A 25,694-nucleotide genomic window follows, 5' to 3' on the forward strand; every position below is an offset into this window, starting at 1 on the left:
CTGACAAGGTCTTCTTGGTCGTTGACCCGTCTACCGGAGGCTTCACTCATCTGCGGGGTGACACGCCCGACTATGCCGTTGTGATGCCGTTCATCCCTACATGACCCGGTTTCCAGACACGCCCTAGCACCCAGCAGATCGAGGACCGACTGCTCGCGTTCGTGCGCCTCGATCTTGGCCACGGCGATCATCTCGGCGGTGACCCTCTGCATCCGCCCGAAATCGCTGTCCCACTGCTGGTCGGGCGGCAGCGCCTTGAACCGATCGGGTATGAGTGTCATCAGGCGACGGGGTCCATCCGGCCCCATCCATTCACCGAGGCACTTCCAGTCGGAGTCAGGCAAAGAGGTCATCGACCGCCTCCGCCGTGATGGCGCGACGCATCCACTCGTTGAGCTGGTCGACGTCGCCGCAGGCGTTGTTCCGCGCGCGCTGGACCTCGATGATGATCGCCATCTCGCGGTCCTTGTTGCTGACGCTGATGGCCATGTCGGCCCGGTACTCGGTGGGTCGGACGTCGGTCAGGTCGACGTTCTCGACGTCGGTCTTGGTGTGGTCGGGAACATCGACTCCGAGGATGCCGGACAGCACCTCCGGGGCCAGCTCCGGTTCTTGGCGGAAGAGGTCGATGAGGACCTCATGCTCGTATGAGGGCATGCGCCGCAGGCTACCGAGGGTCACCGACAGAACATTCAGCGTGACGCAATGAGCGATTAGGCCACCAGATGAGAGGTTCATGGTTGATTCGCGCCGGGTGTCGCTGGCATCCCGCTCTACTGGGTAGTAACATCGAATTGTTACCAGTCAGTAGATCGCGTGTGCCCCGGGCACAGCGGACAGGAGACGGCGGAGCGCGCCATGACGCATTACAAGAGCAACCTCCGTGACCTCGAATTCAACCTGTTTGAGGTGTTCAGGCGCCAGGACGTGCTGGGTGAGGGCCCGTTCGAGGAGCTGGACGAGGACACGGCCCGCACGATTCTCGACGAGGTCGACCGGCTCGCCACCGGGGTCGTCGCCGCGTCGTTCGAGGACGCCGACCGCAACCCGCCGGTCTACGACCCGGCCACCCGGACCGTCGCCCTCCCCGAGAGCCTGAAGAAGTCCTACCGCGCCTACATGGACGCCGGCTGGTTCAACCTGGACCTCCTCCCGGAGCTGGGCGGCATGGGCGCGCCGCGGTCGCTGGCCTGGGCGACCGCCGAACTCATCCTCGGCGCCAACCCCGCCGTGCACATGTACGCGGCCGGCCCCGGGTTCGCCAACGTCCTCTACCGCGAGGGCAACGACGCCCAGAAGCGGTTCGCCCGGCAGGCCGTCGACAACGGCTGGGGCGCCACCATGGTGCTCACCGAGCCCGACGCGGGCTCCGACGTCGGCGCGGGCCGCACGAAGGCGGTCGACCAGGGCGACGGCACCTGGCACATCGACGGCGTCAAGCGGTTCATCACGTCCGGCGAGCAGGACATGACCGAGAACATCTTCCACCTGGTGCTCGCGCGCCCCGAGGGCGCCAAGCCGGGCACCAAGGGGCTGTCGCTGTTCCTGGTGCCGAAGTTCCTGGTGAACGAGGACGGGTCGCTCGGCGAGCGCAACGGCGCCTACGTCACCAACGTCGAGCACAAGATGGGCCTCAAGGCGTCGACCACCTGCGAGCTGACGTTCGGCGCCGAGCACCCCGCGATCGGCTACCTGGTCGGCGACAAGCACGACGGCATCCGGCAGATGTTCCTCGTCATCGAGAACGCCCGGATGATGGTCGGCACGAAGGCCATCGCCACGCTGTCGACCGGCTACCTCAACGCCCTGGAGTACGCCAAGGAGCGCAAGCAGGGCGCCGACCTCACGCAGATGGCCGACAAGACGGCACCCCGCGTGGCCATCACGCGCCACCCCGATGTGCGCCGCAGCCTCATGACGCAGAAGGCGTACGCCGAGGCGCTGCGCGCCCTGGTCGTCTACACCGCCACCCAGCAGGACGCGGTGCAGATCGCCGAGCACGGCGGCACGGACCACTCCGCCGCCGACGCCCTCAACGACCTGCTGCTGCCGATCGTCAAAGGGGTGGGATCGGAGCGCTCCTACGCGCTGCTCGCGGAGTCGCTCCAGACCCTCGGCGGGTCCGGGTACCTCCAGGACTACCCGATCGAGCAGTACATCCGCGACGCCAAGATCGACACCCTCTACGAGGGCACCACGGCGATCCAGGCGCAGGACTTCTTCTTCCGCAAGATCGTGCGCAACAACGGCCAGGCGTTCGGCGCGCTGATGGGCGAGATCAAGGGGTTCGCCGGGGGCGAGGCCGGGAACGGGCGCCTGAAGGAGGAGCGCGCCGCGCTGGCCGACGCCGCCGCCGACGTCGAGAAGATCGTCGAGATCATGGTCGGGCACGCGCTCGGCTCCGCCGAAGACCCCCGGGAGCTGTACAAGGTCGGGCTGAACACGACCCGGCTGCTCATGGCGGTGGGCGACGTGGTGCTGGGCTGGCTGCTGCTGCGCCAGGCCGAGGTCGCCCTGGCCGCCATCGACGGCGCCGGACCGGCCGACGCCGACTTCTACACGGGCAAGATCGCCGCGGCGCGGTTCTTCGCCGACCAGGTCCTGCCCCGTGTCGCGGCCGAGCGCGCGATCGCGGAGAACACCGCGCTGGACCTGATGGACGTCCCCGAGTCGGCCTTCTGACCCGCCGTACCCCTGCCCCACCAGGGGTGCGCTCCACGGGCCGGGGGCGAGGGCGCCGACCGACCGCCCACGCCTCCGGCCCCTCGGCTCCGCCACCGACACCGCCCCGTTGCGCGCCGTGATCCGGACGCGCAACGGGGTAAGCCAAGAGGGAAGCGCGCTACTCGCCACCCCCCAGCGGAGGCAGCAGATGGGAATCGGGCTCGGAATCTTCCTGATCGTCGTCGGGGCGGTACTGAGGTACGGCATCACCGCCGACATCGCCGCGTTGGACCTCGGGGCCATCGGCGTGATCTTCATGCTCGCCGGTGCCGCCGTCATCGTCCTCACCCTCGTGGTGATGGTGACGCGCGGACGCGACGAGGAGCGTCCGCGCCCGCGGAGCGATACCGACCTGCTGTGACCGTCAGGGCCTGGGGTAGCGCCACAGCATCGCGACGGTGACCGCCGCGGAGACCACCGTGGTGGCGGCGACCGGGATGAACGCCGCCTGGAAGCCCCCGCCCGCCTGGAGGATCACCCCGGCGCTGACGGTCGCGACCACTGTTGTGGTGAACCCGCTCATGTTCACCAGTCCCGACGCCACGCCGGTGCGGTGCGCGGGCAGGCCGTCGCGTGCGAAGTCGAAGGACAGCGCGGGCGCCATGACCTGGCCGGCGGCGCTGACCACGAGGACGGCGACGACCACCCCGGTGGGCGGCAGGCCGCCCGGCCAGGCCACCAGGAGCGTCCAAGCGACGGCGAACAGGGCCACCAGCGCCATGGCGAACGGCCGCCGGATCCCGGGTGTCCTGCCGACCAGGGCGCCCAGCAGGGGCGAGAGCCACAGCACCCCCATCCCCAGGCCCGACAGCAGCAGCCCGGCCGTCGAGGGCGCGATCCCCACGCCCTCGACCAGGAACGGGTACCCCCAGAGCACCGCGAGCATGGTGTAGGGCGCCATGACCGCGGCGTGGTGGGCCATGCCGACCCGCGGCCCGCGCGCCTTCAGCGCCTCGGTGATGCTCGTCCACGCCTTCACCGGGGCGTGGGCGGGCGCACCGCCCCTCCCGTACGGGTGGTCGCGGACGGCCAGCAGCACCAGCACCATCATCACCAGGCTGACCGCCGACGCGCCGAGGAACGCCCACGTCCAGCCCAGGCCGTGGAGGGCCGCGGACAACGGGGCGACGCTGGCGACCTGGCCGATACCGCCGACCAGCCCGGTGAGCGAGCTGACCAGGGCGTAGCGCGCGCGGGGGAACCACAGGGCGCCGATCCGGATGACGTTGAGGAACGTCACCGCGTCGCCGAGGCCGATGAGCACCCGCCCGGCGATCGCGACCCGGATGTCGGGGGCGATCGCGAACATGGCGACGCCCGCCGCCATCGCGGCCAGCCCCATCAGCAGCGACGCCCGGGGCCCGATGCGGTCGGCCATGAGCCCCGCGGGGACCTGGAGCACGACGTAGACCAGGAGCTGCACCATCGGCAGCATGGAGAGCAGGGCCGGGCCCACGTCGAAGCGCTGCTGCGTCTCCAGCGCGGCCACGGCCATCCCGTTGCGGTGGAACATGGCCAGGAAGTAGACGCCGACCGCGATCCCCCATACCAGCCAGGCGCGCGCACCGCCCGGGGGTTCGGCCGGGCGGGCGGGGGCCGTGTTGGCGGGGGAAGAGGAAGAAGGCGTCACCCCATCACCGGATGACCGGCCCCGTAACCGTTCCCCCGTTGCATCGGCGCTCACCGGCGGGCTCCCAGCAGGCGCGCCGCGGCGTCCATGTGCGCCTGGACGGCGCCGCGGGCGGCGGCGGGGTCGCCGTCGCGGACGGCGGCCAGGATCACGCCGTGCTCCTCGATGTTGGCGCGCATGCGGGCCACCGTGCGGGTCCCCTCTTCCATCATCCGCAGCTGCCGGTCGCGCAGTGAGTCGTAGAGCGTCACGAAGATCTCGTTGCCGGCGGCCGCCACGATCGCCCGGTGGAAGTCGCGGTCGGCGACGATGAACGCCCGGCGGTCCGCCTCCGCCTCGACGCGCATCCGGTCGAGGAGCCCGCTGAGGAGTCCGGCGAGCGCCGCGCGCTCTTGGGGCTCCGCGGCGGCCGCGCGCTCGGCGGTGTAGCCCTCGATGAGCCGGCGGGTCTCGATGACGTCGTCGATCTCGGCCTGCGACACGGGCACGATCAGCGCGCCGCGCTTGGGGTAGAGGCGGACGAGCCCTTCGGCCTCGAGGCGCAGCAGCGCCTCGCGGACGGGCGTGCGCGAGACCCCCACGCCATCGGCGATGGCGCCCTCGCTCACGAGTTCGCCGCCCGCGTACCTGCGGGTGAGGATGGCGTCCTTGGTGTACCGATAGGCCCGATCGGTGGCGGATGGCGTTGTATGCATGTTGTATCTATGTTAGCCCCGCCTTGTCGCCATACGTCCGGCCGGGTCGCGACCGGCCCGGAGCGCCCCTCACCGACGTCCCACCCGGCGCTCACCCCGCTCTCGCATCCGCGCGGGAAAACCTGTGCCAAGGGCCGGGCAGTTCTCGCCATCGGGCAGGGAGCGGCCCCGGGACCGCAGCGGCGGCGTGTGACGATGACGCGATCGGGCGGCCCCGGCCCGCGGCCGGGCCCGCCCGCGCCGCCGAGCGGACAGGGAAGAGGGGGTGGCCGTGCAGGCGCCGCACACGCCGGCCGCCGCCCGTGCGCAACGGGCCTGGCCGAAGATCTTCCTGACCGGATTCGCGCTGTGGATCGCGACCGTGCTGGTCACCTTCCTCACCGCCAACACCACGCCGCTCCCCACGATCGTGCTCCTCGGCAGCTTCCTGGTGCCGGTGACGTTCGTCGCCTGGGCCCATGAGCACGACACCGGCGCGCACGTCACCGTCGAACTGCTGTTCTCCGCCTTCGTCATCGGCGGCGTGCTCGGCGTCCTGGGCGCGTCACTGCTGGAGACCTACCTGCTGTCGCCCTCGCCCCTCCGGTACGTCGGGGTGGGGGTGATCGAGGAGACGGTGAAGCTGCTCGCACTCGTGTTCGTCGCGCGCGGCATGGCCCGCCGCACGCCGCGCGACGGTCTGGTCCTGGGCGCCGCCGTCGGGTTCGGGTTCGCGGCGTTCGAAAGCGCGGGCTACGCCCTGAACTCCCTGGTGACCAACCGGGGGTTCGACCTGCTGTCGCTGGTGGAGACCGAGGTGCTGCGGGGCCTGCTCACACCCGTGGGCCACGGGCTGTGGACGGCCGTCGTCGGCGGGGTGCTGTTCGCCGCCTCACCCGGGCGGCGGTGGCACGTCACGGGCGGCGTCCTCGCGACGCTGGTGGGCGTGGCCCTGCTGCACGCCCTCTGGGACTCCGTGCACGGGCTGGCGATCATCGCGACCCTCGTCCTCACCGGGCTGCCGTGGCAGGAGTACCTGCCGCACGCGGGACGGATGCCCGACGCCACACCGGGGCAGGCCGCCCTCATCCTCATCCTCGACGTCCTGGGCCTCCTCGCGGTCGCGGCCGTGGGGATCGCGTGGCTGTGGGCCCTGGTGGCGCGGACCCGGCCGCCGGGCGGCCGTCGCCCCGGCGGGCCGGCCGCGAACGGGCCCGAGGACACGGACGGGCCGGGCGATCCCCCGGGCCCCCTCCCCCCGCGGCGGGACGGCGGCACGTCGGGCACGTTCTGAGCGGCCGGCCGGACCCGCCCCTATGGGACGGATCCGGCGCGCCGCGGCGAGTGCGCGCACACATGTGCCACCGCACCGGAACGACCCCGCTCCCGCCGGACGGCCGATGGCGCTCCGTCACTATCAGTGACGAATCCCGCCGCGTTCCGCCGCGCCGCGACCCGCCGGCCGAGGGGCGCGGACGGCCGCGGCGGCGCCGTCGCGGCAAAGGGGCTCCGACACCCTCCGAACAGGCCGTAGCCGTCGGCGACGACCCTGTCGCAGAGCGCTCCGCCCGCCACCCGCGGGCCTTTATCACTTCGGGGATATCACCGGATAACCCGACACGCCGGACACTTGGGTCATATCTTCGAATCATGGGCCGTGAGCTGCGAAAACATCTCCCCCACCCCGGCCGGCCAACCCTGTTTCATGTGACATGGACCACAATTCTCGGGGTCGACCCCTAGGGGTCTCTTCCTGCTACTATCCGGAGCGCGAAGAATAACCGGGAGGTAACGACAACCTCAGTTGCCGCCCAACTTCGTGGAGATCACAGGTTTGCACCTATGGTCCGGCCGCGCGCGAGTGGCCGCATCGATGGAGCGGCACCCCCGTCCGCGGTACCCGATCACTTCAGGAGACGTCGCTTTGAGTCACTGGCGTTTGAACAATCCCCGGGCCGACCGCGTCAAATCGGCTCTGGCGAACAGGGTCAAGCACAGACCACGGCACGCCTTCTGCGCCGAGCGCGCCATCACGGCGCTCTGGTACGAGCTGGTGGCGGTCGCCGCCCGGCCCATGTACCGCGCGGGCACCAGCGAACTCGCCGTCATCTCGGTCATGCGCGGCATCAACGTCTGGTGCCGCGACGGCAAGTTCGTCTGGAACGACACGCTCGGGGCCACCATCACCCACCCCGCGAGCGACCCCGCCGGCGCCGCCGCGCTGCTCAACCCCTACCCGCGCCGCCGCACGTTCCAGCGCGGACGCCACCACGCGGCGCTCACCGCCGCCTGATCCGCACTCCCCGCGGTCCTCTTCCGCCGGCGCGCTCCCGGCGCCCGGCGGCGCCCTCGCGCCCGACGGCCTCCCGGGTCACTCCGGCGCACCGGCGGACCGCGCGGCCCTGCTCCGGATGATCTCCTCGATGCCGTCGAGCAGGCGCTGGAGGCCGAATTCGAAGATCTCCTCGGGTCCCGGCATGCCGGACGCCATGGTCGCCCCGGCCAGGTGCGGATAGCGCGAGAAGTCGACGTGCCGCGCGAGGAATCCGTCGGTCAGCGACGTCCACGTACCCTCCGACACCCCGGACCGGCGTTCCGCCTCGGAGGCGTCCAGTGAGGTGCGCGCCAGCCCGCGCACATACCCGTCGACGACCTCGACCACCGTGGCCTTCTCCGGGCCGGTCAGGCCGGTCCCGTCGAGCGTGCGCACCGCGGAGTCGAACCAGGCGAGCGTGTTCGGGCCCGGGACGGGCCGGTCGGACGCGAGCCGCAGCACCCAGGGGTGCTCCCGGAAGTCCCGCCAGTCCTCGCGCGCCTGCCTCTCGAACCGCTCACGCCAGTCGCCCGGGAGGGTGTGCGGCAGCGCGCCCGAGCCGACGATCTTGTCGAGCATGAGCGCGTACAGCTCGGTCTTGCCCGGCACATAGGTGTAGAGGGTCGCGGTCCCGACCTCCAGCCGGGCGGCGACCTTGCGCATCGACAGGGCGGCCAGGCCGTCGGAGTCGGCGATCGCGATCGCCGCGTCGACGATCCGGTCGAGGGTGAGCCCCTGGCGCGGTCCGCGGCTCGGCCGCTCGCGCGTGCCCCACAGCAGCTCAAGGGCGCGGGTCGGGTCGGTGCCGGTGTTCTCGTCGCTGATCATCTTGCCTCATCCTAAAACTCCGTATAGCGTTCGGAGTACATCGAACGATGTTCGGAGTAGGCGGTCGTCCGGCCCGTGCCCCGGCCCCCGGACGGTCCCGGTATCCGCCCAGCGCCATCTCGCAGAGGAGAACGAACCCCCATGACCGACGAACCCGCCGTCCCACCCCTGCGACGGCCGCAGCGCGGCTCCGTGCGCTCCGGCGAACGCGTACTCGCCCCCGACGTCGCCCGCGGGCTGATGCTCCTGCTGATCGTGCTCTCCAACACCGGTTTCCACCTCTACGCCGCACAGCACGGCCCCAGCGGCTGGCACCCGGTGGACGGATCGGCACTCGACCGCGTCGCGCAGTTCGCCATGATCACCGCCCTCGACATGCGCACCTATCCCCTGTTCGCCTTCCTGTTCGGCTACGGGATGATGCAGCTGTTCCGCCGCCAGACGGCGGCCGGGACCTCCGAGCGGGGGGCCGCCGCACTCCTGCGCCGGCGCGGCGTGTGGCTGATCGTCTTCGGCTTCGCACACGCCGCCCTGCTGATGGCCGGGGACATCCTGGGCGCCTACGGTGTCGCGAGCCTGGTCGCCGGCATGCTCTTCCTCCGCCGCACCGACCGCACGATGCTCGTGGGCGCCGGCGTGCTGTTCCTGCTCCTGATCGTGACCAGCGCCCTCGGCGCCTACGGCACGGTGCCGGGTGACCCGGACGGGTCCGGCGTCGTCCCCTCCACCGTCTACTACGCCTCGAACGAGCCCGACGCGCTCGCCGCCGTGGGGACCCGGCTGTCCACCTGGCTGTTCGTCGCGTTCGGCGGCGGCCTGCTCGGCTTCTCCTTCCACACCGTCATGCTTCTCGGCTTCTGGGCGGCACGGAACCGGGTGCTGGAGGAGCCGGAGCGGCACCTCACGCTCCTGCGCACGACCGCCGTGGCCGGCGTCGCCGTGGGCTGGGCTGGCGGCCTTCCCCAAGCCCTCGCGCACGTCGGCGCCATCGACGTCCCGGCCGCGATGATCGTCGAAGCGGGCCCGTTCGCCGCGATCCAGACCGTGACCGGCGTGTTCGGCGGTCTCGGCTACGTCGCCGCGGTGGTGCTGGCGTGCCGCGCCCTGCCGGTACGGCTGCGGCAGGGCACCGCCGTCACGGCGGTGGCCGCGGTGGGCAGGCGGTCGCTGTCCTGCTATCTCGCCCATTCGCTGGTGTTCGCACCGGTGCTCGCGGCGTGGGGGCTCGGCCTCGGCGCGGTCATGGGCAGCGCCACCGTGGCCCTCTTCGCCTTCGGCGTGTGGCTGCTGACCGTTGCCGGCGCCTACGCCCTGGAACGCAAGGGGTGGCGCGGTCCCGCCGAGGCCGTCCTGCGCCGGCTCGTCTACGGCCGCGTGGAACGCCCCCACGAGCCCGCACCGGTGCCCGCGGAGCCGCGGCCATGATCGACGCCCCGAACCCGCCCCTGGACCCGTGGGAGCCCCTTCCGCCCGCGGAGGCGGCCGCGCTCTTCGGCCGCCTCACGGTCCCCGGGTGGGTGGCGGGGGGAATCGCCATCGAGATGGCCGTGGGCCGCCCGCTGCGCTCCCACGGCGACCTCGACGTCCGGCTGCCGCCCCGCGGCCGGTCGGCCGTGCGGCACGCGCTCCGCGGCTGGGAGCCGTGGGCCGCCGATCCCCCCGGCCGGCTGCGGCCGCGGCCGCCGGCCTGAACGCCGCGCGTGCAGAAGGGCCGCCCCCGGAGGGGCGGCCCGATGGTGCGCTCAACGGAGCCGGGGTCGGACGGGCTCAGCTCCAGATGAGGGCCGTCGTCTTGGGGTCCTCCAGCATCGCGCCGACGTCGCGCAGCACCTTGGACCCCAGCTCTCCGTCGACCAGGCGGTGGTCGAAGGAGAGCGACAGGGTGGTCACCTTGCGCACCGCGAGCTCCCCCTTGTGCACCCAGGGCAGGTCGCGGATCTGCCCGAAGGCGAGGATGGCCGCCTCGCCCGGGTTGATGATGGGGGTCCCCGCGTCGACACCGAACACGCCGACGTTGGTGACGGTGATGGTGCCGCCGCTCATGTCGGCCGGAGCCGTCCTGCCCGCGCGGGCGGTGGCCGTGAGCTCCTGGAGGTCGGCGGCGAGTTGCGGGAGCGCCTTGGTGTGGGCGTCCTTGATGTTGGGGACGACCAGGCCGCGCTCCGTAGCCGCCGCGATCCCCAGGTTGACGTAGCGCTTGACGACGATCTCCTGTGCGTCGTCGTCCCACGAGGCGTTGACCTCGGGGTACCTGCGCACGGCGGTGAGCAGCGCGCGGGCCACGAGCAGCAGCGGCGAGACCTTGAGCCCGTCGAACTCCGGGCGTTCGCGCAGCTTGCGCACCGTCTTCATCGTCTTGGTGACGTCGACCTGGAGGAATTCGGTGACGTGCGGAGCGGTGAAGGCGCTGCGCACCATCGCGGCCGCGGTGTGCTTGCGCACCCCCTTGACGGGGATGCGCTCCTCGCGGGCCCCCGCGCCCGCGGCCCCCGCCGGTTCGGGCGCGGCCGGGGACTCCGCGGCGGCCGGCGCGGCCGGCTCCGCGGCCCGCTGGACGTCGTCGCGGGTGATGATCCCGTCCTTGCCCGTCGGGGCGACCGACCGGAGGTCCACCCCGAGATCCTTGGCGAGCTTGCGCACCGGCGGCTTGGCGAGCACCGCCACGGCACCCCCGTTGAGCGCCGCCGGGGCCGGTGCCACCGGTGCGGCGGGCGCCTCGGGAACGGACCGCGGCACCGGAGCGGGCGCCGGCGAGGCGGCGACGGCGGCGCGTTCCGCGCCGCCCGGCGCGGGGCGCCGGCGCGGACGCCGCCGGGTCGAGGCGGCCTTCTCGCCGTAGCCCACGAGCGGCTTCTCGCGGACCTCCTCGGGCCCGTCCGCCGCGTCGCCCCCCGTGCCGTCGTCGACGGCGATGATCGGGGTGCCGACGTCGACCGTCCGCCCGGCCTCGACCAGCACCGCGTGCACCGTCCCCGCGTAGGGGCTGGGCAGCTCCACCGCGGCTTTGGCGGTCTCGATCTCGCAGATCACCTGGTTGACGGTGACCTCGTCGCCGGGTTGCACGAACCATTGCAGGATCTCCGCGTCGACCAGGCCCTCGCCGACGTCGGGCAACCGGAATTCCCGCACACCTCGCTGAACCGTGTTCACCTGTCGCCTGCCTCTCTGAATCCCGGTTGCCTAGAACGCGAACGCGCGGTCGACGCCGTCGAGCACCCGGTCCAGGTCCGGCAGGTAGTGCTCCTCCAGCCGGGACTGCGGGTAGGGGGTGTCGAACGCGCCGACCCTGATGACGGGTGCCTCCAGGTGGTAGAAGCAGGACTCGGTGATCCGGGCGGCGATCTCGGCGCCCACGCCGTGGCTGACGGGCGCCTCGTGGGTGACCACCAGCCGGCCGGTGCGGCGCACGGACTCCTCGACGGTGTCGTAGTCGACGGGCGCCAGCGAGCGCAGGTCGATGACCTCGATGTCGTGGTCGGTGTCGGCCTCGGCGGCCTGCAGGGCGGTCTTGACCATGGGGCCGTAGGCGAGCAGCGTGATGTCGGTGCCCGAGCGGGCGACGCGCGCCGCACCCATGGGCGCGGCCGACCCGAGGCCGGCCTCCGTGTCGATGTCGGCCTTGTCGTAGTAGCGCCGCTTGGGCTCGAAGAACACCACGGGGTCGTCGGAGACGATCGCCTGCTGGATCATCCAGTAGGCGTCCACGGCGTTGGCGACGGTGATGACCCGCAGCCCGGCCGTGTGGGCGAAGTAGGCCTCGGGGGACTCGCTGTGGTGCTCGACCGCGCCGATCCCGCCGCCGTAGGGGATGCGCACGACGACCGGGACCCGCAGGGCGCCTTCGGAGCGGCGCCGCAACTTGGCGAGCTGGGTGAAGGTCTGGTTGGTGGCGGGGAAGAAGAAGCCGTCGAACTGGATCTCGCACACCGGGCGGTAGCCGCGCAGGGCCAGCCCGATGGCGGTGCCGATGATGCCCGACTCCGCGAGGGGGGTGTCGATGACGCGGTCGGCGCCGAAGTCCTTGTAGAGCTGGTCGGTCACGCGGAACACGCCGCCGAGCTTGCCGACGTCCTCGCCCATGACCAGGACCTTGGGGTCGTTCTCCATGGCGCGGCGCAGGCCCGCGTTGATCGCCTTGCCGATCGTGAGGGTGGTCGTCATGGCTTACCGGGCCCCTTCCGCGGCGGCGTCCTCGAAGGAGGCCAGGTAGTCGGCGAACTCCGCGCGCTGGCGGTCGATGTGGACGTTGGGCTCCGCGTAGACCTCGCGGAAGATGTCCAGCGGCTCGGGGTCGGGCAGTGCGCGGCAGTCGCGGCGCAGGTCCTCGCCGATCCGGTCGGCCTCCTCGTCGATCGACGCGAAGAACGCGTCGTCGGCGAGCCCTTCGCCGTCGAGGTAGGCGCGCACCCGCGCGATGGGGTCCTTGGCCTTCCATTCCTCCAGCTCCGCCGAGACGCGGTAGCGGGTGGGGTCGTCGTTTGTGGTGTGGGCGCCCATGCGGTAGGTGAACGCCTCGACCAGCATCGGGCCCTGCCCCTCGCGGGCGTGCTGGAGGGCGGCGCGGGTGACCGCCAGCGAGGCGAAGACGTCGTTGCCGTCGATGCGCACGCCGGGGAAGCCGAAACCGGCGGCGCGCCGGTACAGCGGCACCCGGGCCTGGCGCTCGCTGGGCTCGGAGATGGCCCACTGGTTGTTCTGGCAGAAGAAGACGACGGGGGCGTTGTTGACCGCGGCGAAGTTGAACGCCTCGTTGGTGTCGCCCTGGCTGGTGGCGCCGTCGCCGAAGTAGGCGATGACCGCGGTGCCGTCCTCGCCGACCGCGCCGTCGCGCTGCACGCCCATGGCGTAGCCGGTGGCGTGCAGGGTCTGGGCCCCGATGACGATCGTGTAGAGGTGGAAGTTGTGCTCGTGGGGGTCCCACCCGCCGTTGGTGGTGCCGCGCCAGGTGCTGAGCAGGGCCCGCGGTGCGACGCCGCGGCACCAGGCCACGCCGTGCTCGCGGTAGGAGGGGAAGACCACGTCGTCGGGGCGCAGGGCGCGCCCGGAGCCGATCTGCGCCGCCTCCTGGCCCAGCAGTGAGGCCCACAGGCCCAGTTCGCCCTGGCGCTGGAGCGCCACCGCCTCGGTGTCGATGCGGCGCACGAGCACGAGGTCGCGGTAGAGGGCGCGGACGTCTTCGGCGCTGATGTCGAGCGGGTAGTCGGGGTGGTCCTTCAGCTTCCCTTCGGGGGTCAGGAGCTGGACGAGCTCCGGTTCCTCCTGCGCGGTGTTGTTCGACACCTGTCGCTCCTCGGGTTCTCAGGGCCGACTTCGCGGGGTGCCGCTGGTCGGCCGGATCTCTGCCCGATCACCCGGGGTAACGGGTATGGACGGGCAGCCCTACCGACATCGTGACAGAACTCACCACGTGCGGCGCAAGCCCTCAGCGGCACCTTTTCGGCTGTCGCCTCATGATCCCCGAGAACCCTGAAAGCGCAACTACCAGGACTTCCAACCATTTTCAAGGCCGTCCGAAGAAAAAATCGGACGACCGACGAACGGCGGACGGGCGCGGGGGCGCACCTGGGAAAGGTGACGGAGCAACGGGGGGAATGTCACTCTACGTAGTTGATTTCTCGGGCGCGGACGGCCGGCCGGTCGGCCCGGCCCACCCGCGGGGCGGGGGTCAGCACCGCCCCCTGCGGGGCGGGCGGCCTCAGGCCGCCACGGCGAACCCGCGCTCCCGGGCGTAGTCCGCGAGCTGCTCGCGCAGCTGCCTGCGGGCGCGGTGCAGGCGCGACATCACGGTGCCCAGCGGCGTGCCCATGCGGGCCGCCACCTCCTTGTAGGAGTAGCCCTCGATGTCGATGAGGTAGACGACGAGCCGGAACTCCTCCGGCAGCTGCGCCAGCGCCTGGCGGATGGCGAAGTCCGGCAGGTGGTCGAGCACCTCGGTCTCGGCCGAGCGCGACCCGGAGGACGCGTGCGTGTCGGCCGCCGCGAGCTGCCAGTCCTTGATCTCGTCGGTGGAGTCCTGGCGCGGCTCGCGCTGCTTCTTGCGGTAGCCGTTGATGAAGGTGTTGGTGAGGATCCGGTACAGCCAGGCCCGCAGGTTGGTCCCGGCCCGGAACTGGTGGAAGTTCGCGAACGCCTTGGCGAAGGTCTCCTGGACCAGGTCCTCGGCGTCGGCGGTGTTGCGGGTCATGCGCAGCGCGGTCGGGTAGAGCTGGTCCGCGTACGGCGTGACCGCCGTGACGAAGTCCAGGTCCTGGGTGTTCTCCGCGCTCTCGGTGCGCTGTCGTTCGATGGTCGCCAAATTTCCCCCTTAGGGACGACCTGATGATGCGCTTCTCTCTGATAGACGTATGGAAAGCCGCCCAATGATGACATCGACCTACGTGATGAGTGTCACCAAACGCCGAATCCTGCCTCCGGACACGTGAAGGTGCGGTAAAGAACCCCCCGCGATCCCCGTCGGGCGGCGGCATGTATGCAGGTGTCGTACGCTTTCCCTGCCCCTTCCCCCGTGTGCGGAAGGCGTCAGCCCGTGGCAGTGAAGTGCGGCACAACTGTGGAGGACCCCGTGGCCCGCGTCGTCGTTGACGTCATGCTCAAGCCGGAGATCCTGGACCCCCAGGGCCAGGCGATCGTGGGGGCCTGCGGGCGCCTCGGTTTCGACGGTATCGACCAGGTCCGCCAGGGCAAGCGCTTCGAGGTCGAGGTCGACGGCGACATCGACGACGCCAAGCTGGCCGACATCCGGCGCCTGGCCGAGACCTTGCTCGCCAACCCCGTGATCGAGGACTTCGACCTCCGCGTCGAATAGCCCCTCACCGGCCCCTACCTGCCCCCACCTGCCCCATGTCCACTTCAGGACGGTTTCACCGATCCGTCCTCGGGAACTCTCCCACAGAGAGAAGAATCGCTCGTGGGGGACTCTTGCCAATGGACGTGAGATTCGAGATCGCACTCCCACGCGAGGCCTACACCGTCGCCGTCATGCGGGACTTCCTCGGCGAGGCGCTTCGCGCGAACGGGATCTGCGACGACTGCGCATTCAAAATCCAGCTGGCGGCGTCGGAGGCGTGCAGCAACGCCGTCGACCACGGTGCTCCCGCCCGGGAGTACACCGTCACCACACACCTCGACTCCAGGTCGTGCGTCCTGGAGGTCAGCCATAGCGGGCCCGCGTTCAGCGCGGCCACCGTGCCCCTGCCGGCACTCGATTCCGAGTCGGGCAGGGGCATTCTCATGATGCGGGAGCTGGTCGACGAGGTCGCCTTCCACGGCGCGGGCGACGGCCGCACCACCGTGCGGCTGAGCACGCACCTGCGGCACGGCCTCGAACCCGCGCAGCAGGACCGCCCGACGGTCGTCCTCTGCTGAGACGCCGGCCCCGGGTGCCGCCCGCCGCATCCGCGTGGCGGGCGGGACCCGTGCGCCCGCGCCCGCGGGCCCCTCCGCGGGTCCGCACCTCGCGGCGCCGGGAGGCGAGGTCAGCGGGTAACCTCGTGTGCGGAAGCGCCGGTCGCGACGGCCGCCTCCGCCCGAGACTCCCGCCGACTTACTTCGGAGAGTGCCCATGACAGCCCGTGTGGGCGTCGTCACCTTCCCCGGTTCCCTCGACGACAGGGACGCCGCACGCGCGGTCCGCATCGCCGGAGCCGAACCGGTCGCGCTCTGGCACGACGACGCCGACCTCAAGGGCGTCGACGCCGTCGTCCTGCCCGGCGGCTTCTCCTACGGCGACTACCTCCGCTGCGGCGCCATCGCGCGGTTCGCGCCCATCATGACCGAGCTGGTGCCGGCCGCCGCGTCCGGCAACCTGCCCGTCCTGGGGATCTGCAACGGCTTCCAGATCCTGTGCGAGAGCCACCTGCTGCCCGGCGCGCTCACCCGCAACCGGTCGCTGCACTTCATCAACCGCGACCAGGTGCTGCGCATCGAGGCCGCCGGCACCGCGTGGACCAACCGCTACACCCCCGGCCAGGAGATCCTGGTCGTCCTCAAGAGCGGCGAGGGCAACTACGTCGCCGACCCCGCCACCCTGGACGAACTCGAGGCCACCGGCCGGATCGTGGCCCGCTACGCCGGCGCCGCCCCCAACGGATCGCAGCGCGACATCGCGGGGGTCGCCAACGAGCACGGCAACGTCGTCGGGCTCATGCCGCACCCCGAGCACGCCGTCGAGGCGCTGACCGGCCCCTCGACCGACGGCCTGGGGTTCTTCACCTCACTCCTGGCCCACCTGGCCGAGGGCTCCCCACTGGCGGGCGCCCCGACCGGCTGACCCACCCGACCCCGCGACACCCCTGGGGGGCGTTCCCACGATGCTGGCCCTGCTGCGCTCACGGGCGACCATGTACATCACGGCCGCCCTGGTGACCCTCGGCCTCGTGGCAACGGGGGCGGTCGGCCTGTTCAACGCGTTGAACGCCCCTCCGCAGCCCGATGCCGCCCCCGGCGCCGGCGCGACCCCGTCCGGGCCGCCCGCGCCGCCGCTCGACGCCATCGGCGAGGCGCCCGGCGGCGCCGCCTACGCCGACCTCGGCGAGCAGTGCCAGAACGGCGAGTGCTTCCGGCTCGTGGGGATCACCGCCGACGACGAATCCGCCGACGGCACCGAGGTCATCGACACCGTCTACGGCCACCTGCTCGACGAGGGGTGGGCGCGGGTCCCGCCGCCGGGAGTGGACGACCCCGACGACGCGCCGATGGCCGACAGCTACCTGACCGACGGCAGCGTCATGCTCCAGGGCAGCACCGAGCCCTTCGCCCCCGGCTCCACGGCGGGGCTGATGCTCGGCCACGCCCAGGAACCCGTGCCGTGACCCGCCGGGTACCGGCAGGCCCCGCCGGGCCCCGCACCGCCGGCCACCGCACCCCGGACCACCGCGCATGATCAGCACCAGCACCCCGAACGGACACCGCATGCCCGAAACAGCACGGCTCGACACGGTCAGGACGGCCGAGAGCACACCGGAGACCCCGCAGCCCTACGCCGAACTCGGCATGGCCGATGACGAGTACGCGCGGGTCCGCGAGATCCTGGGCCGCCGCCCCACGTCCGCGGAGCTGGCCATCTACTCGGTCATGTGGAGCGAGCACTGCTCCTACAAGAGCTCCAAGGTGCACCTGCGCCAGTTCGGCGAGAAGGCGCCCGAGAACGACGCCCTGCTCGTCGGCATGGGCGAGAACGCCGGGGTGGTCGACGTCGGCGACGGCCACGCCGTGACCTTCAAGATCGAATCGCACAACCACCCCTCCTACGTCGAACCGCACCAGGGCGCGGCCACCGGGGTCGGCGGCATCGTCCGCGACATCCTCACCATGGGCGCCCGGCCCATCGCCGTCATGGACGCGCTGCGCTTCGGCCCCATCGACGCCCCCGACACCCGCCGGGTGCTGCCGGGCGTGGTCTCGGGCATCTCGTTCTACGGCAACTGCCTGGGCCTGCCCAACATCGGCGGGGAGCTGGGCTTCGGCGCCGGCTACGCCGGAAACCCGCTGGTCAACGCGTTGTGCGTGGGCGTGCTGAAGCACGAGGACATCAAGCTCGCCCAGGCCCCCGGCCCCGGCAACAAGGTCGTGCTCTTCGGCTCCACCACGGGCCCCGACGGAATCGGCGGCGCCTCCGTGCTGGCCAGCGCCACCTTCGACGACGAGAGCCAGGCCAAGCGGCCCAGCGTCCAGGTCGGCGACCCGTTCATGGAGAAGCTCCTCATCGAATGCAGCCTGGAGCTGTTCGCCGAGGACCTCGTGGTCGGCATCCAGGACCTCGGCGCCGCGGGCGTCTCCTGCGCCACCACCGAGCTGGCGGCGGGCGGTACCGGGGGGATGCGCATCGAGCTGGACCGGGTGCCGCTGCGCGACTCCCGGCTCACGCCCGAGGAGATCCTGATGAGCGAGTCGCAGGAGCGCATGATGGCGATCGTGGAGCCGGGCCGGCTCGACGACTTCATGGCCACCTGCGGCAAGTGGAACATCCTGGCCACCGTGATCGGCGAGGTCACCGACGTCACCGCCGAGGAGGCCGCCCGTGGCGGCCGGCTGGTCATGACCTGGCACGGCGAGACCGTGGTCGACCTGCCGCCGCGCACCGCCTCCGACGAGGGCCCGGTCTACCAGCGCCCCTATGCGCGCCCGGCCCACCAGGACGACCTCCAGGCCGACGGCCCCGGCCGGCTCGACCGGCCCAAGACAGACGACGAGCTGCGCGAACAGGTCCTGCGGGTGCTGGCCGCGCCCGGTGTCTGCGACGCGACGTGGGTCACCCAGCAGTACGACCGCTACGTCATGGGCAACACCGTGCTGGCCACCCCGCACGACGGCGGGATGGTGCGGATCCGCGAGGACGCCGACCGGGGGATCGCGCTGGCCACCGACGGCAACGGCCGCTACACCCGGCTCGACCCCTACACCGGCACCCGGCTGGCCTTCGCCGAGGCCTACCGCAACGTCGCCGCCACCGGTGCCCGCCCGCTCGCGGTGACCAACTGCCTGAACTTCGGGTCCCCGGAGGACCCCGCGGTGATGTGGCAGTTCGCCGAGTCCACCCGCGGCCTGGCCGACGCCTGCCAGGAGCTGGGCACCCCGGTCACGGGCGGCAACGTCAGCTTCTACAACCAGACGGGCGACGTCGCGATCAACCCGACCCCGGTGATCGGCGTCCTGGGTGTGATCGACGACGTCAACGACCGGCTGGCCACCGCGTTCACCCCCGACACCGACGGCGCCAAGATCTTCCTGCTCGGCACCACGCGCGACGAGCTGGGCGGCTCGGTGTGGGCCGAGACCGTGCACGGCCACCTCGGCGGGCTGCCCCCCGAGGTGGACCTCCCGGCAGAGGCCGCGCTGGGCGAGGTGCTGGCCGGGGCCGCCGAGTACGGCGTGGCCGCGGCGGCGCACGACCTGTCCGACGGCGGGCTCGCCGTGGCCCTGGCGGAATCGGCGATGCGCGGGGGGACCGGCTGCTCGGTGCGGGTCGACGACCCGTTCGTCGCCCTGTTCAGCGAGTCCGCGGGGCGCGCCGTCGTGGCCGTCCGCCCCGACGCCGAGGCGGCCTTCACCGAGCTGTGCCGGCGCCACGGCGTCCCGGCCGCGGAGATCGGCACGGTCGGCGGGCGGGCACTGTCGGTGCGGCACCCCGACGGCGGGTTCGACATCGAGCTGGCCGACCTGCGCACCGCCTACGAGTCGACCCTGCCGTCGGTGTTCGACGCCGACTAGGCACCCGCTCCCGCACGGACGACGCGGACGACGCGGACGGCCGTGGCCCGGACCCTGATGGGTCCGGGCCACGGCCGTCCGTCGTCCCGGGGCAGGGGCGGGGCAGCGGGGTCACTCGTCGTCGCGGCGGGCCTCGGGGTCGGTGGCGGGGCGGCCGTCGTCGTCCACCATCGGCTCGCTCTCCAGCTCCTCGTGCATGCGCGTGGGCCGGTTGGCCTGCTGGACGCTCTTGAACTCCTTGCGCATGTCGTCGTCGACCTTGGCGCTGTGCTTGTCGCTTCCGCGTTCCATCGCTCGGTCCCCCTTCGATGATCTGCGGCGGTCCTTGGGGACCGCGCGCTACCCGGGGGGACCGCATTCGAAACACCACTGCGCCGCGGCGAGCCGACGAGCGAGCGCAGGCGGCCCTGCCCCGCCGAAGCCCCCGCGGGGCCGCCGAAGCCGAGCGAGAAGGCGAGCGCGGCCAAGGAAACACCACGGCGAGCCGACGAGCGAGCGCAGGCGGCGCCGCCCAGGCCGAAGGCCCCACCCGCCGGGCCGCCGAAACCGAGCGAGGAGGCGGGCGCGGTCGAGCCGACTCACGGCGAGCCGACGGGCAGCCCCAAGTGGTGGCGCGGGCGGGGCCGTGCGGTGTCTCGGGGCGCGAACGGCGGCGGGCCCGGCCGCATGGGGCGCGCCGTCGCGGGCAGTAGGGATCCAAGGGGCGTATGAGGCACCAGGGAGGTGAGCCGGGCCGCCCGACGCGGGCGGGCCCGCACGCCATGGAGCTCGGATTCCTCGAACCGCTGTACCGCGCGGCCGACCCGGTCGCCACCGTCTACCTCGACACCACGCGCGGCTCGGCCGACGCCACGCACGGGATCGGCCGGCGCTGGCGGGCGCTGCGCGCGGGGCTGGAGGGGCACGGCGCCGACGAGGCGACGCTCAGGGCGCTCGACGGCGCCGTGGGCGGCGCGACCGGGGTGCCCGGACCCCAGGGCGAGGCGCTGTTCGCCTCCGGTGGCGAGTTGATCGCGGCCTACACGCTGTCGAGGCCCCCGGCGGAGGACCGCGCGTCGTGGTGGCCGGTCGCCGACCCGATCGAGCTGGTCGCCGACCTCGACGACACGCTCGCCTACGTGTTCGTCGCCGCCGACCGCTCGGGAGCCGACATCCACGCCTACCCGGAGAACGGCGGCCCCTCCGGCGAGCGGCACTTCAACGGGGCCACACTGCACATCAGCAAGGTCCGCGGAGGCGGCCGGCGGCACGAGTACGACCGGCGCGGCACCGAAGGGGTGTGGTCGGACGACGCCGCCCAGACGGTCCGCGAGGTCGAGAGGGCGGTGGACGAGATCGGCGCCGGCGTGGTCTTCCTCGGCGGCGACGAGCGCGCGGCCGGCATGATCCGCGACCGCTTCTCCGAACGCACGCGGCGGATCCTGGTCGAGGTGCGGGCGGGCGGCCGCGGCGACCGCGGCGCGATGGTCGAGCTGCGCAGCGCGGTGGAGCAGGGCCTGCGGGAGACCGCCGTGGCACTGCGCGCGGGGGTGGTCCTCGACTTCCTCGGGGACCTGGAGCACCCGGGCCTCGCCGTCCAGGGGTTCGCCGACACCGCGGCGGCCCTGCGGTCGGGCGGGGTGGGCCGGCTGCTGCTGAGCGCCGGCCGGCGCGACGAGCCCACCCTGTGGGCGTCGACCTCCGATCCGCTGGAGCTGGCCCGGACCCGCGCGGAGCTGACCGAGCCCGGCGAAGCGCTGGAGGCCCCGGCGAGCGCCCTCCTGCTGCGCGCCGCCCAGGCCACCCGCTCGGCGTTCACCCTGCTGCCCGAATCGGCCGACGCCACCAACGGCGCGGGCGCGCTCCTGCGCTTCTCCCCGGTCAGGGGATGAGTTCGCCATGGGCCGCTCCGTCGAGCGGGCCGCCGAGGGAGGACGGTGCCGCCCGGCGGTCCCCTATGGCCGGGGGACACCGGCGGAGGCCGGCCGGAGGCGCGTACGACCGGGGAACGCGGGGGCTTCGCGGAGCCCGGGGAACGGCGGTCCAGCCTGGCGAGTCGGCGGGGCCGGCGGACCGCCCCCGTCCGGCGGTGCGGCACCGCCGGGCTCTACGATGGCCGCGCCGCAGTGGGTGCGGACGCGGGGACGATGGACACGGACGAGCCCGGGAGGGGACATGCGTCGCGGACGGCTGAAGGGGCCTTTGGGCAGCCACGAGCGCCCGGCCAGCCCGTTGGGGTTCCGGGTGGTCCTGGCCGTGTTCGGGATGGTGGTCCTGTTCGCGGGCACGGTGCTGGCGATCGTGTGGGCGCATTCGGTGCCGCTCGCCGTCGTTCTGGCCGCGGGCTTCGTCGCGGCCTGCCTGAACGTGTACTGGGTCGGCCAGCGGCTGCGCCACGAGCGCTGATCCGCTCGGTCCGCCGGCCGGGTCTCCCCGTCTGCGGTCTCGCGCGCTCGCCGTCACAGTCGAGTGGATGAGCTGTCGACGAACTCCTGCGTCCGCTGAAGAAGAGGGCGTCGAGTGCGGCCTGCCGAGCGACCGGCGATCCGCTGCCGGCGCGGCTTCGCCGCTCCCGACGACCCTCACGGACCCGGCCGCGGTGCACACCCACGCCCTCGACGGTGCGGCCGCCCGTCACCCGGGAGTTCACCGGCCGGGAGGCCCACGGGCACGGCGGTTCCGGCGTGGATCCGTCCCCGGCGCCGGGGACGCGCGCGCTCCTGCGGTTCATCCGGGGAGCCCGCGGTGCGCCGACCGGTCCGGAGGTTCCGCCGGACCGCGGCGGCCGGCGCGAGCCCTGCGCCCGTGCACGTCGAAAACCGACGAGGGCGTCCCGCCGCGCCGGGTCGAAGATCGCGCCGAAACGTACCCAGGGCAGGCCCGCGCCGGCCCGCACGCCCATGGCAGCGGCGCGGCCCGCGCATCGCGCGCCGCGCCGCTGTGTCCGGATCACCGGCGTTCTCGGATCGCCCTCCCTCTCGCCTCGCGACTCCGGTCCCGGGGCGCGGCCCCGGGACCGGAGCGGCGCCGGCCACGCTCTCGCGCCGCCTCGGCGTGCGCGTTCCGTGCCCGGCCGCCGGTCGGCGGTGCCGCGCCGGCACCCGCTGTTCCTGCCCAGAACGGGGATGTGCAGGAACCTCGGTACCCGGCCGCGCCGCCGTCGGCCCCGGCGGTCGCCGTGCCTTGAGGCGCCGAGCGGCGATCAGAGCGATATCAGTTCGTCCACCCCTTCCATGATGCGGTCGACCGCCTCCGGCCAGGTCTCCTCGCCGTCCCCAGTGGGAGCGAACGGATCCTGTTCCTCCGCCGGGGGGAACGCCTCCTGTTGCCGATCCCAGGGATCGTCGACGTCATTCGCCGCTTCACCGGATTCGCATTCCGCGTCGCCTCGGAGGGGGCAGAAGACGGAGTCGACGAACGACGCCGCCTGCTGCGGAAGGCCCAGGCCCACCGCAGCGACCACCACCACCATGAACAGCACGAATTTAAGCTGGAATCCGCCCGAATCGGCGCGCCGCACCCGTCGCACGCCTTGTCCTCCCTGCTACATGGGTCACGCCATAAAGGCCCTACTCCACATCCTGGGTGCGGCCCGAGGGGGTGCACAGGGCCCCCGGGCCCAATTCCGGGCTCACATTCGCCCAGGCACGTGTACGCCCGGCTCCCCGTGGGAAGGCGGGCCGCGCGCGGGCCGCGCGCGGTACGCACCCGTCCCTCTCCGCAGCCGGCCCGGCGCCACCACGCCGGGCCGCCGAGCCACCGGGGCAGGTCAGGCCGGGTCAGCGGGGAAGGTACTTGGCCGACGCTTCGGCATGGCGTTCGCGCAGGCCGGGTGTTGGCGGCGCCTCGTAGGACTCCGCGGCGCCGGCGGGATCGGCCCACTGCGGCGGCGCGTCCGCGCCGCCCAGAACCCAGGCGGCCTGCCGGGCGGCGCCGTCGGCGACGCGCTCGCCGGGCGCCGGCACCAGCACCGGGACGCCGAACACCGCGGGGGCGATCCGGCGCACCGCCTCCGACCGGGCCGCGCCGCCGATCAGCCGCACGCCCGTCGCGTGCACCCCTTGGCCGGCGAGCGCCGCCAGGCCGACCGCGAGCCCGCCGAGCATGCCCTCGACCGCGGCCCGGGCCAGGTTCTCCCGGGTGGAGTTGGCGAGGGTGAGGCCGTGCAGCGCGCCGGTGGCATCGGGCAGGTCGGGGGTGCGCTCGCCCTCCAGGTAGGGGACGAGGGTGAGCCCGTCGGCCCCGGGCGGCGCGGCGAGGGCGAGGTCGCTCAGTTCGCCCAGGCCCACCCCCAGCATCCGGGCGGCGGCGTCGAGGACCCGGGCGGCGTTGAGCGTGCAGACCAGGGGCAGGAACGCGCCGGTCGCGTCGGAGAACCCCGCCACCACGCCGGTCGGGTCGGCGGCGCGGTGCTCGGAGCGCGCGAACACGGTTCCGGACGTGCCCAGCGACACCACCACGTCCCCGCCCGCGTCCAGGCCGAGCGATGCCGCCGCGTTGTCGCCGGCCCCCGGGCCGATGAGGATGCCGTCCGGGCCCGGACGGGCGGCCGCGGGCGCCGCCACCTCGGGCAGCAGCGCGTCGTGGCCGAGGGCGCGGACGAGCAGGTCGCGGCGGTAGGTGTTCGAGCGGCCGTCGAAGTAGCCGGTGCCCGACGCGTCGGACCGGTCGGTGACCAGGTCGGCGAGGTCGGTCGACCCCGAGAGTTTCCAGGTCAGCCAGTCGTGCGGCAGGCAGACGGCCGCGGTGCGCGCGGCGTTGCCGGGCTCGTGCTCGGCGAGCCAGCGCAGCTTGGTGGCGGTGAACGAGGCCACCGGTACCACGCCGACGGCGTCGGCCCAGTGGTCGGCGCCGAGTTCGGCGACGAGGTCGGCCGCGGCTCCCGCCGAGCGGGTGTCGTTCCACAGCAGTGCCGGCCGGACGACGGCGCCGTCCTCGTCCAGGCAGACCATGCCGTGCTGCTGGCCGGCGATGCTGATCGCGTCGACCCCGTCGAGCCCGCCGGCCTCGTGCAGGGCCTTCTGGAGCGCCGCCCACCAGTGGGCGGGATCGGTCTCGGTCCCGTCGGGGTGGTCGGCCCGCCCGCTGCGCACCAGCCGTCCCGTATCACCGTCCCGGATGACGACCTTGCACGACTGGGTCGAGGAGTCCACACCGGCGACAAGTCCCATGGCCGTCCGCCACCAATCCGCTGTCCGTGTCCGCTCACGCCACGACCGGGTCCCGGCAGCCGGTTCCCCGGCGAGATCCGGTCCGGCACCGGGCGCGTCTCGTGATGTTCCACCGCAGAGAGGACGAATCGGTCCGGTGCCGACATGTGCATTGGAGCACACCGCGACGCCGTCCGCACCCTCGCCCCCCGGGGCGCGATCAGCCCGGCGCCAGTGCCTGCGCCGCGGCGGCATCGGTCACCAGCGTGGAGATCAGGCCGGTCTTGAGGGCGACGCCGATCGCCTCCGCCTTGTGTGCTCCCCCGGCGACGGCGATGACCTCGGGGACCTTGCGCAACTGGTCCGCGCTGACGCTGAGCACCCGCTCGTCGAGCTCGGTGCGGACCCGGGCGCCGTCGGCGTCGAAGAACTGCGCCGAGATCTCCGCGCGCACCCCCAGTTCGGCGCAGCGCTCGCGGACCTCGGGGTCGAGGCTCTCGAAGACGGTCGACGACCGGTCGTCCCAGCCGCCGATGGCGACGACCGCCGTGGTCAACCGGTCGAAGTGGGCGAACGCGGCGGCGATGCCGGGGTCGGCGCGCAGGGTGCGCGCGGTCGCGGCGTCGGGGAGGATCAGCGGGGCGTAGACGGGGTAGGCGGGGCCGCCGGAGAGCCGGGCGGCGCGGCGCACGGTCTCGACCGAGCCGGCGGTGTCGGAGCGCGCGGACAGGACGCCGTTGAGCTGCACGGTGGTACAGCGGGCCAGCCGGGTCAGCTCCGCCCCCATGACCTGGAGGGTCCGCCCCCAGGCCAGGCCGAGGACGTCGTCGTCCGTGACGATCTCGCCGAGCAGGTCGGCCGCCACCGCTCCGAGCTGCTGCCGGCTGTGAACGGGGTCGTCCGACGCCGACACCACGATGGCGCGGCGCAGCCCGTAGGCGTCGCGCAGCCGGTCGGAGAGCTCGGCGTCGAGCCGGGCGGGCAGCCTGATGTCGATGCGCACGATGCCGCTCTCGCGCGCGGTCTCCAGCGCCCGCGCGACCTTGAAGCGGCTCAGCCCGAACTCCTCGCCGATCTCGACCTTGGAGCGCCCGTCGACGTAGAAGCGCCGGGCGATCGCCGAGACGAGCACCAGCTCCGCGGGGCCCTTGACCATGGGCTTCTCGGCGCCCGCCGGCGACCTGGCC

Annotated in this window: 26 protein-coding genes; 13 read left to right on the top strand and 13 right to left on the bottom strand. The window is 72.9% G+C overall.

From position 1 onward, the window contains the following. On the bottom strand, positions 1-281 hold a 281-nt coding region (locus tag ACFO4E_RS24635), incomplete at its 3' end, for a hypothetical protein (protein ID WP_378578685.1). Between the two features lie 55 nt (positions 282-336). Beyond that, positions 337-657, bottom strand: coding sequence for a hypothetical protein (locus ACFO4E_RS24640; RefSeq protein WP_378578686.1), 321 nt, complete (start codon positions 655-657; stop codon positions 337-339). Between the two features lie 201 nt (positions 658-858). On the opposite strand from ACFO4E_RS24640, the gene ACFO4E_RS24645 reads away from it, so the two are divergent. Beyond that, entirely contained in the window at positions 859-2,682 is a 1,824-nt protein-coding gene (locus ACFO4E_RS24645; protein WP_378578688.1) for an acyl-CoA dehydrogenase, read from the top strand. 190 nt (positions 2,683-2,872) lie between these two features. Continuing rightward, positions 2,873-3,085, top strand: coding sequence for a DUF6458 family protein (locus ACFO4E_RS24650; RefSeq protein WP_378578689.1), 213 nt, complete (start codon positions 2,873-2,875; stop codon positions 3,083-3,085). A 3-nt stretch (positions 3,086-3,088) separates the two neighbouring features. On the opposite strand, the gene ACFO4E_RS24655 is transcribed toward ACFO4E_RS24650, so the two are convergent. Both ACFO4E_RS24655 and ACFO4E_RS24660 read right to left on the bottom strand, forming a co-directional pair. Continuing rightward, entirely contained in the window at positions 3,089-4,354 is a 1,266-nt protein-coding gene (locus tag ACFO4E_RS24655) for an MFS transporter (protein ID WP_378578691.1), read from the bottom strand. Positions 4,355-4,404: 50 nt separating this feature from the next. Beyond that, complete coding sequence (locus tag ACFO4E_RS24660; protein WP_378578693.1) at positions 4,405-5,049, bottom strand: GntR family transcriptional regulator; 645 nt, start codon at positions 5,047-5,049, stop codon at positions 4,405-4,407. A gap of 265 nt (positions 5,050-5,314) precedes the next feature. Here ACFO4E_RS24660 and ACFO4E_RS24665 point away from each other — a divergent pair, with 265 nt between their 5' ends. Both ACFO4E_RS24665 and ACFO4E_RS24670 read left to right on the top strand, forming a co-directional pair. Beyond that, positions 5,315-6,322: a PrsW family intramembrane metalloprotease gene (locus tag ACFO4E_RS24665; RefSeq protein ID WP_378578695.1), complete on the top strand. Its 1,008-nt coding sequence runs from the start codon at positions 5,315-5,317 to the stop codon at positions 6,320-6,322. Positions 6,323-6,952: 630 nt separating this feature from the next. After that, on the top strand, positions 6,953-7,321 hold the full coding sequence (locus ACFO4E_RS24670; RefSeq protein WP_378578697.1) for a hypothetical protein: 369 nt from the start codon (positions 6,953-6,955) through the stop codon (positions 7,319-7,321). Between the two features lie 78 nt (positions 7,322-7,399). Here the strand turns inward: ACFO4E_RS24670 and ACFO4E_RS24675 are convergent, their stop codons facing one another. Beyond that, positions 7,400-8,170: a TetR/AcrR family transcriptional regulator gene (locus ACFO4E_RS24675; protein ID WP_378578698.1), complete on the bottom strand. Its 771-nt coding sequence runs from the start codon at positions 8,168-8,170 to the stop codon at positions 7,400-7,402. A 141-nt stretch (positions 8,171-8,311) separates the two neighbouring features. Here ACFO4E_RS24675 and ACFO4E_RS24680 point away from each other — a divergent pair, with 141 nt between their 5' ends. Both ACFO4E_RS24680 and ACFO4E_RS24685 read left to right on the top strand, forming a co-directional pair. Next, entirely contained in the window at positions 8,312-9,595 is a 1,284-nt protein-coding gene (locus ACFO4E_RS24680) for a DUF418 domain-containing protein (RefSeq protein WP_378578700.1), read from the top strand. Continuing rightward, positions 9,592-9,861, top strand: coding sequence for a nucleotidyltransferase domain-containing protein (locus ACFO4E_RS24685; protein WP_378578702.1), 270 nt, complete (start codon positions 9,592-9,594; stop codon positions 9,859-9,861). Before ACFO4E_RS24680 ends, ACFO4E_RS24685 begins: the two co-directional genes overlap by 4 nt. Positions 9,862-9,937: 76 nt before the next feature. Here the strand turns inward: ACFO4E_RS24685 and ACFO4E_RS24690 are convergent, their stop codons facing one another. From ACFO4E_RS24690 to ACFO4E_RS24705, 4 genes are all read right to left on the bottom strand, one after another. Then, positions 9,938-11,284, bottom strand: coding sequence for a dihydrolipoamide acetyltransferase family protein (locus tag ACFO4E_RS24690; RefSeq protein ID WP_378578705.1), 1,347 nt, complete (start codon positions 11,282-11,284; stop codon positions 9,938-9,940). Positions 11,285-11,350: 66 nt separating this feature from the next. Continuing rightward, on the bottom strand, positions 11,351-12,331 hold the full coding sequence (locus ACFO4E_RS24695; protein WP_378578707.1) for an alpha-ketoacid dehydrogenase subunit beta: 981 nt from the start codon (positions 12,329-12,331) through the stop codon (positions 11,351-11,353). Positions 12,332-12,334: 3 nt separating this feature from the next. Further along, positions 12,335-13,450: a pyruvate dehydrogenase (acetyl-transferring) E1 component subunit alpha gene (gene pdhA / locus ACFO4E_RS24700; RefSeq protein WP_378578710.1), complete on the bottom strand. Its 1,116-nt coding sequence runs from the start codon at positions 13,448-13,450 to the stop codon at positions 12,335-12,337. Positions 13,451-13,865: 415 nt separating this feature from the next. Beyond that, on the bottom strand, positions 13,866-14,465 hold the full coding sequence (locus tag ACFO4E_RS24705) for a sigma-70 family RNA polymerase sigma factor (protein WP_378578713.1): 600 nt from the start codon (positions 14,463-14,465) through the stop codon (positions 13,866-13,868). A gap of 267 nt (positions 14,466-14,732) precedes the next feature. Between ACFO4E_RS24705 and purS the strand changes: the two genes are divergently transcribed. The 5 genes from purS (at position 14,733) to purL (ending at position 19,378) form a co-directional block, all read left to right on the top strand. Continuing rightward, positions 14,733-14,975: a phosphoribosylformylglycinamidine synthase subunit PurS gene (gene purS / locus ACFO4E_RS24710; protein WP_378578842.1), complete on the top strand. Its 243-nt coding sequence runs from the start codon at positions 14,733-14,735 to the stop codon at positions 14,973-14,975. A 119-nt stretch (positions 14,976-15,094) separates the two neighbouring features. Further along, positions 15,095-15,535 (top strand): ATP-binding protein, encoded by a 441-nt coding sequence (locus ACFO4E_RS24715; protein ID WP_378578715.1) that lies wholly within the window; start codon positions 15,095-15,097, stop codon positions 15,533-15,535. A 196-nt stretch (positions 15,536-15,731) separates the two neighbouring features. Further along, the gene (gene purQ / locus ACFO4E_RS24720) at positions 15,732-16,439 is read left to right on the top strand and encodes a phosphoribosylformylglycinamidine synthase subunit PurQ (protein WP_378578717.1); all 708 of its coding nucleotides are present in this window, start codon (positions 15,732-15,734) and stop codon (positions 16,437-16,439) included. Positions 16,440-16,479: 40 nt separating this feature from the next. Then, complete coding sequence (locus ACFO4E_RS24725) at positions 16,480-16,980, top strand: hypothetical protein (RefSeq protein ID WP_378578719.1); 501 nt, start codon at positions 16,480-16,482, stop codon at positions 16,978-16,980. A 100-nt stretch (positions 16,981-17,080) separates the two neighbouring features. After that, positions 17,081-19,378 (top strand): phosphoribosylformylglycinamidine synthase subunit PurL, encoded by a 2,298-nt coding sequence (purL, locus tag ACFO4E_RS24730; protein ID WP_378578721.1) that lies wholly within the window; start codon positions 17,081-17,083, stop codon positions 19,376-19,378. A 111-nt stretch (positions 19,379-19,489) separates the two neighbouring features. Here the strand turns inward: purL and ACFO4E_RS24735 are convergent, their stop codons facing one another. Continuing rightward, positions 19,490-19,669, bottom strand: a complete 180-nt coding sequence (locus tag ACFO4E_RS24735; protein ID WP_378578723.1) for a hypothetical protein — start codon at positions 19,667-19,669, stop codon at positions 19,490-19,492. A 416-nt stretch (positions 19,670-20,085) separates the two neighbouring features. Here ACFO4E_RS24735 and ACFO4E_RS24740 point away from each other — a divergent pair, with 416 nt between their 5' ends. Together ACFO4E_RS24740 and ACFO4E_RS24745 are read left to right on the top strand one after the other, a co-directional pair. After that, a complete protein-coding gene (locus ACFO4E_RS24740) occupies positions 20,086-21,249 on the top strand; it encodes a baeRF2 domain-containing protein (RefSeq protein ID WP_378578726.1) in 1,164 nt (387 codons plus the stop codon). Between the two features lie 283 nt (positions 21,250-21,532). After that, on the top strand, positions 21,533-21,763 hold the full coding sequence (locus ACFO4E_RS24745) for a hypothetical protein (RefSeq protein WP_378578728.1): 231 nt from the start codon (positions 21,533-21,535) through the stop codon (positions 21,761-21,763). Positions 21,764-22,559: 796 nt separating this feature from the next. On the opposite strand, the gene ACFO4E_RS24750 is transcribed toward ACFO4E_RS24745, so the two are convergent. From ACFO4E_RS24750 to ACFO4E_RS24760, 3 genes are all read right to left on the bottom strand, one after another. After that, positions 22,560-22,886, bottom strand: coding sequence for a hypothetical protein (locus ACFO4E_RS24750; RefSeq protein ID WP_378578730.1), 327 nt, complete (start codon positions 22,884-22,886; stop codon positions 22,560-22,562). A 250-nt stretch (positions 22,887-23,136) separates the two neighbouring features. Then, on the bottom strand, positions 23,137-24,528 hold the full coding sequence (xylB, locus tag ACFO4E_RS24755) for a xylulokinase (RefSeq protein WP_378578732.1): 1,392 nt from the start codon (positions 24,526-24,528) through the stop codon (positions 23,137-23,139). Between the two features lie 199 nt (positions 24,529-24,727). Next, positions 24,728-25,642, bottom strand: coding sequence for a sugar-binding transcriptional regulator (locus ACFO4E_RS24760; RefSeq protein WP_378578844.1), 915 nt, complete (start codon positions 25,640-25,642; stop codon positions 24,728-24,730). Between the last annotated feature and the right edge of the window lie 52 nt (positions 25,643-25,694).

This window comes from Nocardiopsis mangrovi (assembly GCF_042653925.1).
Classification (GTDB): Bacteria; Actinomycetota; Actinomycetes; order Streptosporangiales; family Streptosporangiaceae; genus Nocardiopsis_B; species Nocardiopsis_B mangrovi.

Excerpts from the sequence above, each read along its gene's own strand:
- ACFO4E_RS24685 (WP_378578702.1), top strand. The coding sequence starts at position 9,592 with ATGATCGACGCCCCGAACCCGCCCCTGGACCCGTGGGAGCCCCTTCCG.
- ACFO4E_RS24675 (WP_378578698.1), bottom strand. The coding sequence starts at position 8,170 with ATGATCAGCGACGAGAACACCGGCACCGACCCGACCCGCGCCCTTGAG.
- ACFO4E_RS24715 (WP_378578715.1), top strand. The coding sequence starts at position 15,095 with ATGGACGTGAGATTCGAGATCGCACTCCCACGCGAGGCCTACACCGTC.
- ACFO4E_RS24645 (WP_378578688.1), top strand. The coding sequence starts at position 859 with ATGACGCATTACAAGAGCAACCTCCGTGACCTCGAATTCAACCTGTTT.
- ACFO4E_RS24745 (WP_378578728.1), top strand. The coding sequence starts at position 21,533 with ATGCGTCGCGGACGGCTGAAGGGGCCTTTGGGCAGCCACGAGCGCCCG.
- ACFO4E_RS24695 (WP_378578707.1), bottom strand. The coding sequence starts at position 12,331 with ATGACGACCACCCTCACGATCGGCAAGGCGATCAACGCGGGCCTGCGC.
- ACFO4E_RS24735 (WP_378578723.1), bottom strand. The coding sequence starts at position 19,669 with ATGGAACGCGGAAGCGACAAGCACAGCGCCAAGGTCGACGACGACATG.
- ACFO4E_RS24640 (WP_378578686.1), bottom strand. The coding sequence starts at position 657 with ATGCCCTCATACGAGCATGAGGTCCTCATCGACCTCTTCCGCCAAGAA.
- ACFO4E_RS24680 (WP_378578700.1), top strand. The coding sequence starts at position 8,312 with ATGACCGACGAACCCGCCGTCCCACCCCTGCGACGGCCGCAGCGCGGC.
- xylB (WP_378578732.1), bottom strand. The coding sequence starts at position 24,528 with ATGGGACTTGTCGCCGGTGTGGACTCCTCGACCCAGTCGTGCAAGGTC.
- ACFO4E_RS24660 (WP_378578693.1), bottom strand. The coding sequence starts at position 5,049 with ATGCATACAACGCCATCCGCCACCGATCGGGCCTATCGGTACACCAAG.
- purQ (WP_378578717.1), top strand. The coding sequence starts at position 15,732 with ATGACAGCCCGTGTGGGCGTCGTCACCTTCCCCGGTTCCCTCGACGAC.
- ACFO4E_RS24725 (WP_378578719.1), top strand. The coding sequence starts at position 16,480 with ATGCTGGCCCTGCTGCGCTCACGGGCGACCATGTACATCACGGCCGCC.
- purL (WP_378578721.1), top strand. The coding sequence starts at position 17,081 with ATGCCCGAAACAGCACGGCTCGACACGGTCAGGACGGCCGAGAGCACA.
- ACFO4E_RS24740 (WP_378578726.1), top strand. The coding sequence starts at position 20,086 with ATGAGGCACCAGGGAGGTGAGCCGGGCCGCCCGACGCGGGCGGGCCCG.
- ACFO4E_RS24650 (WP_378578689.1), top strand. The coding sequence starts at position 2,873 with ATGGGAATCGGGCTCGGAATCTTCCTGATCGTCGTCGGGGCGGTACTG.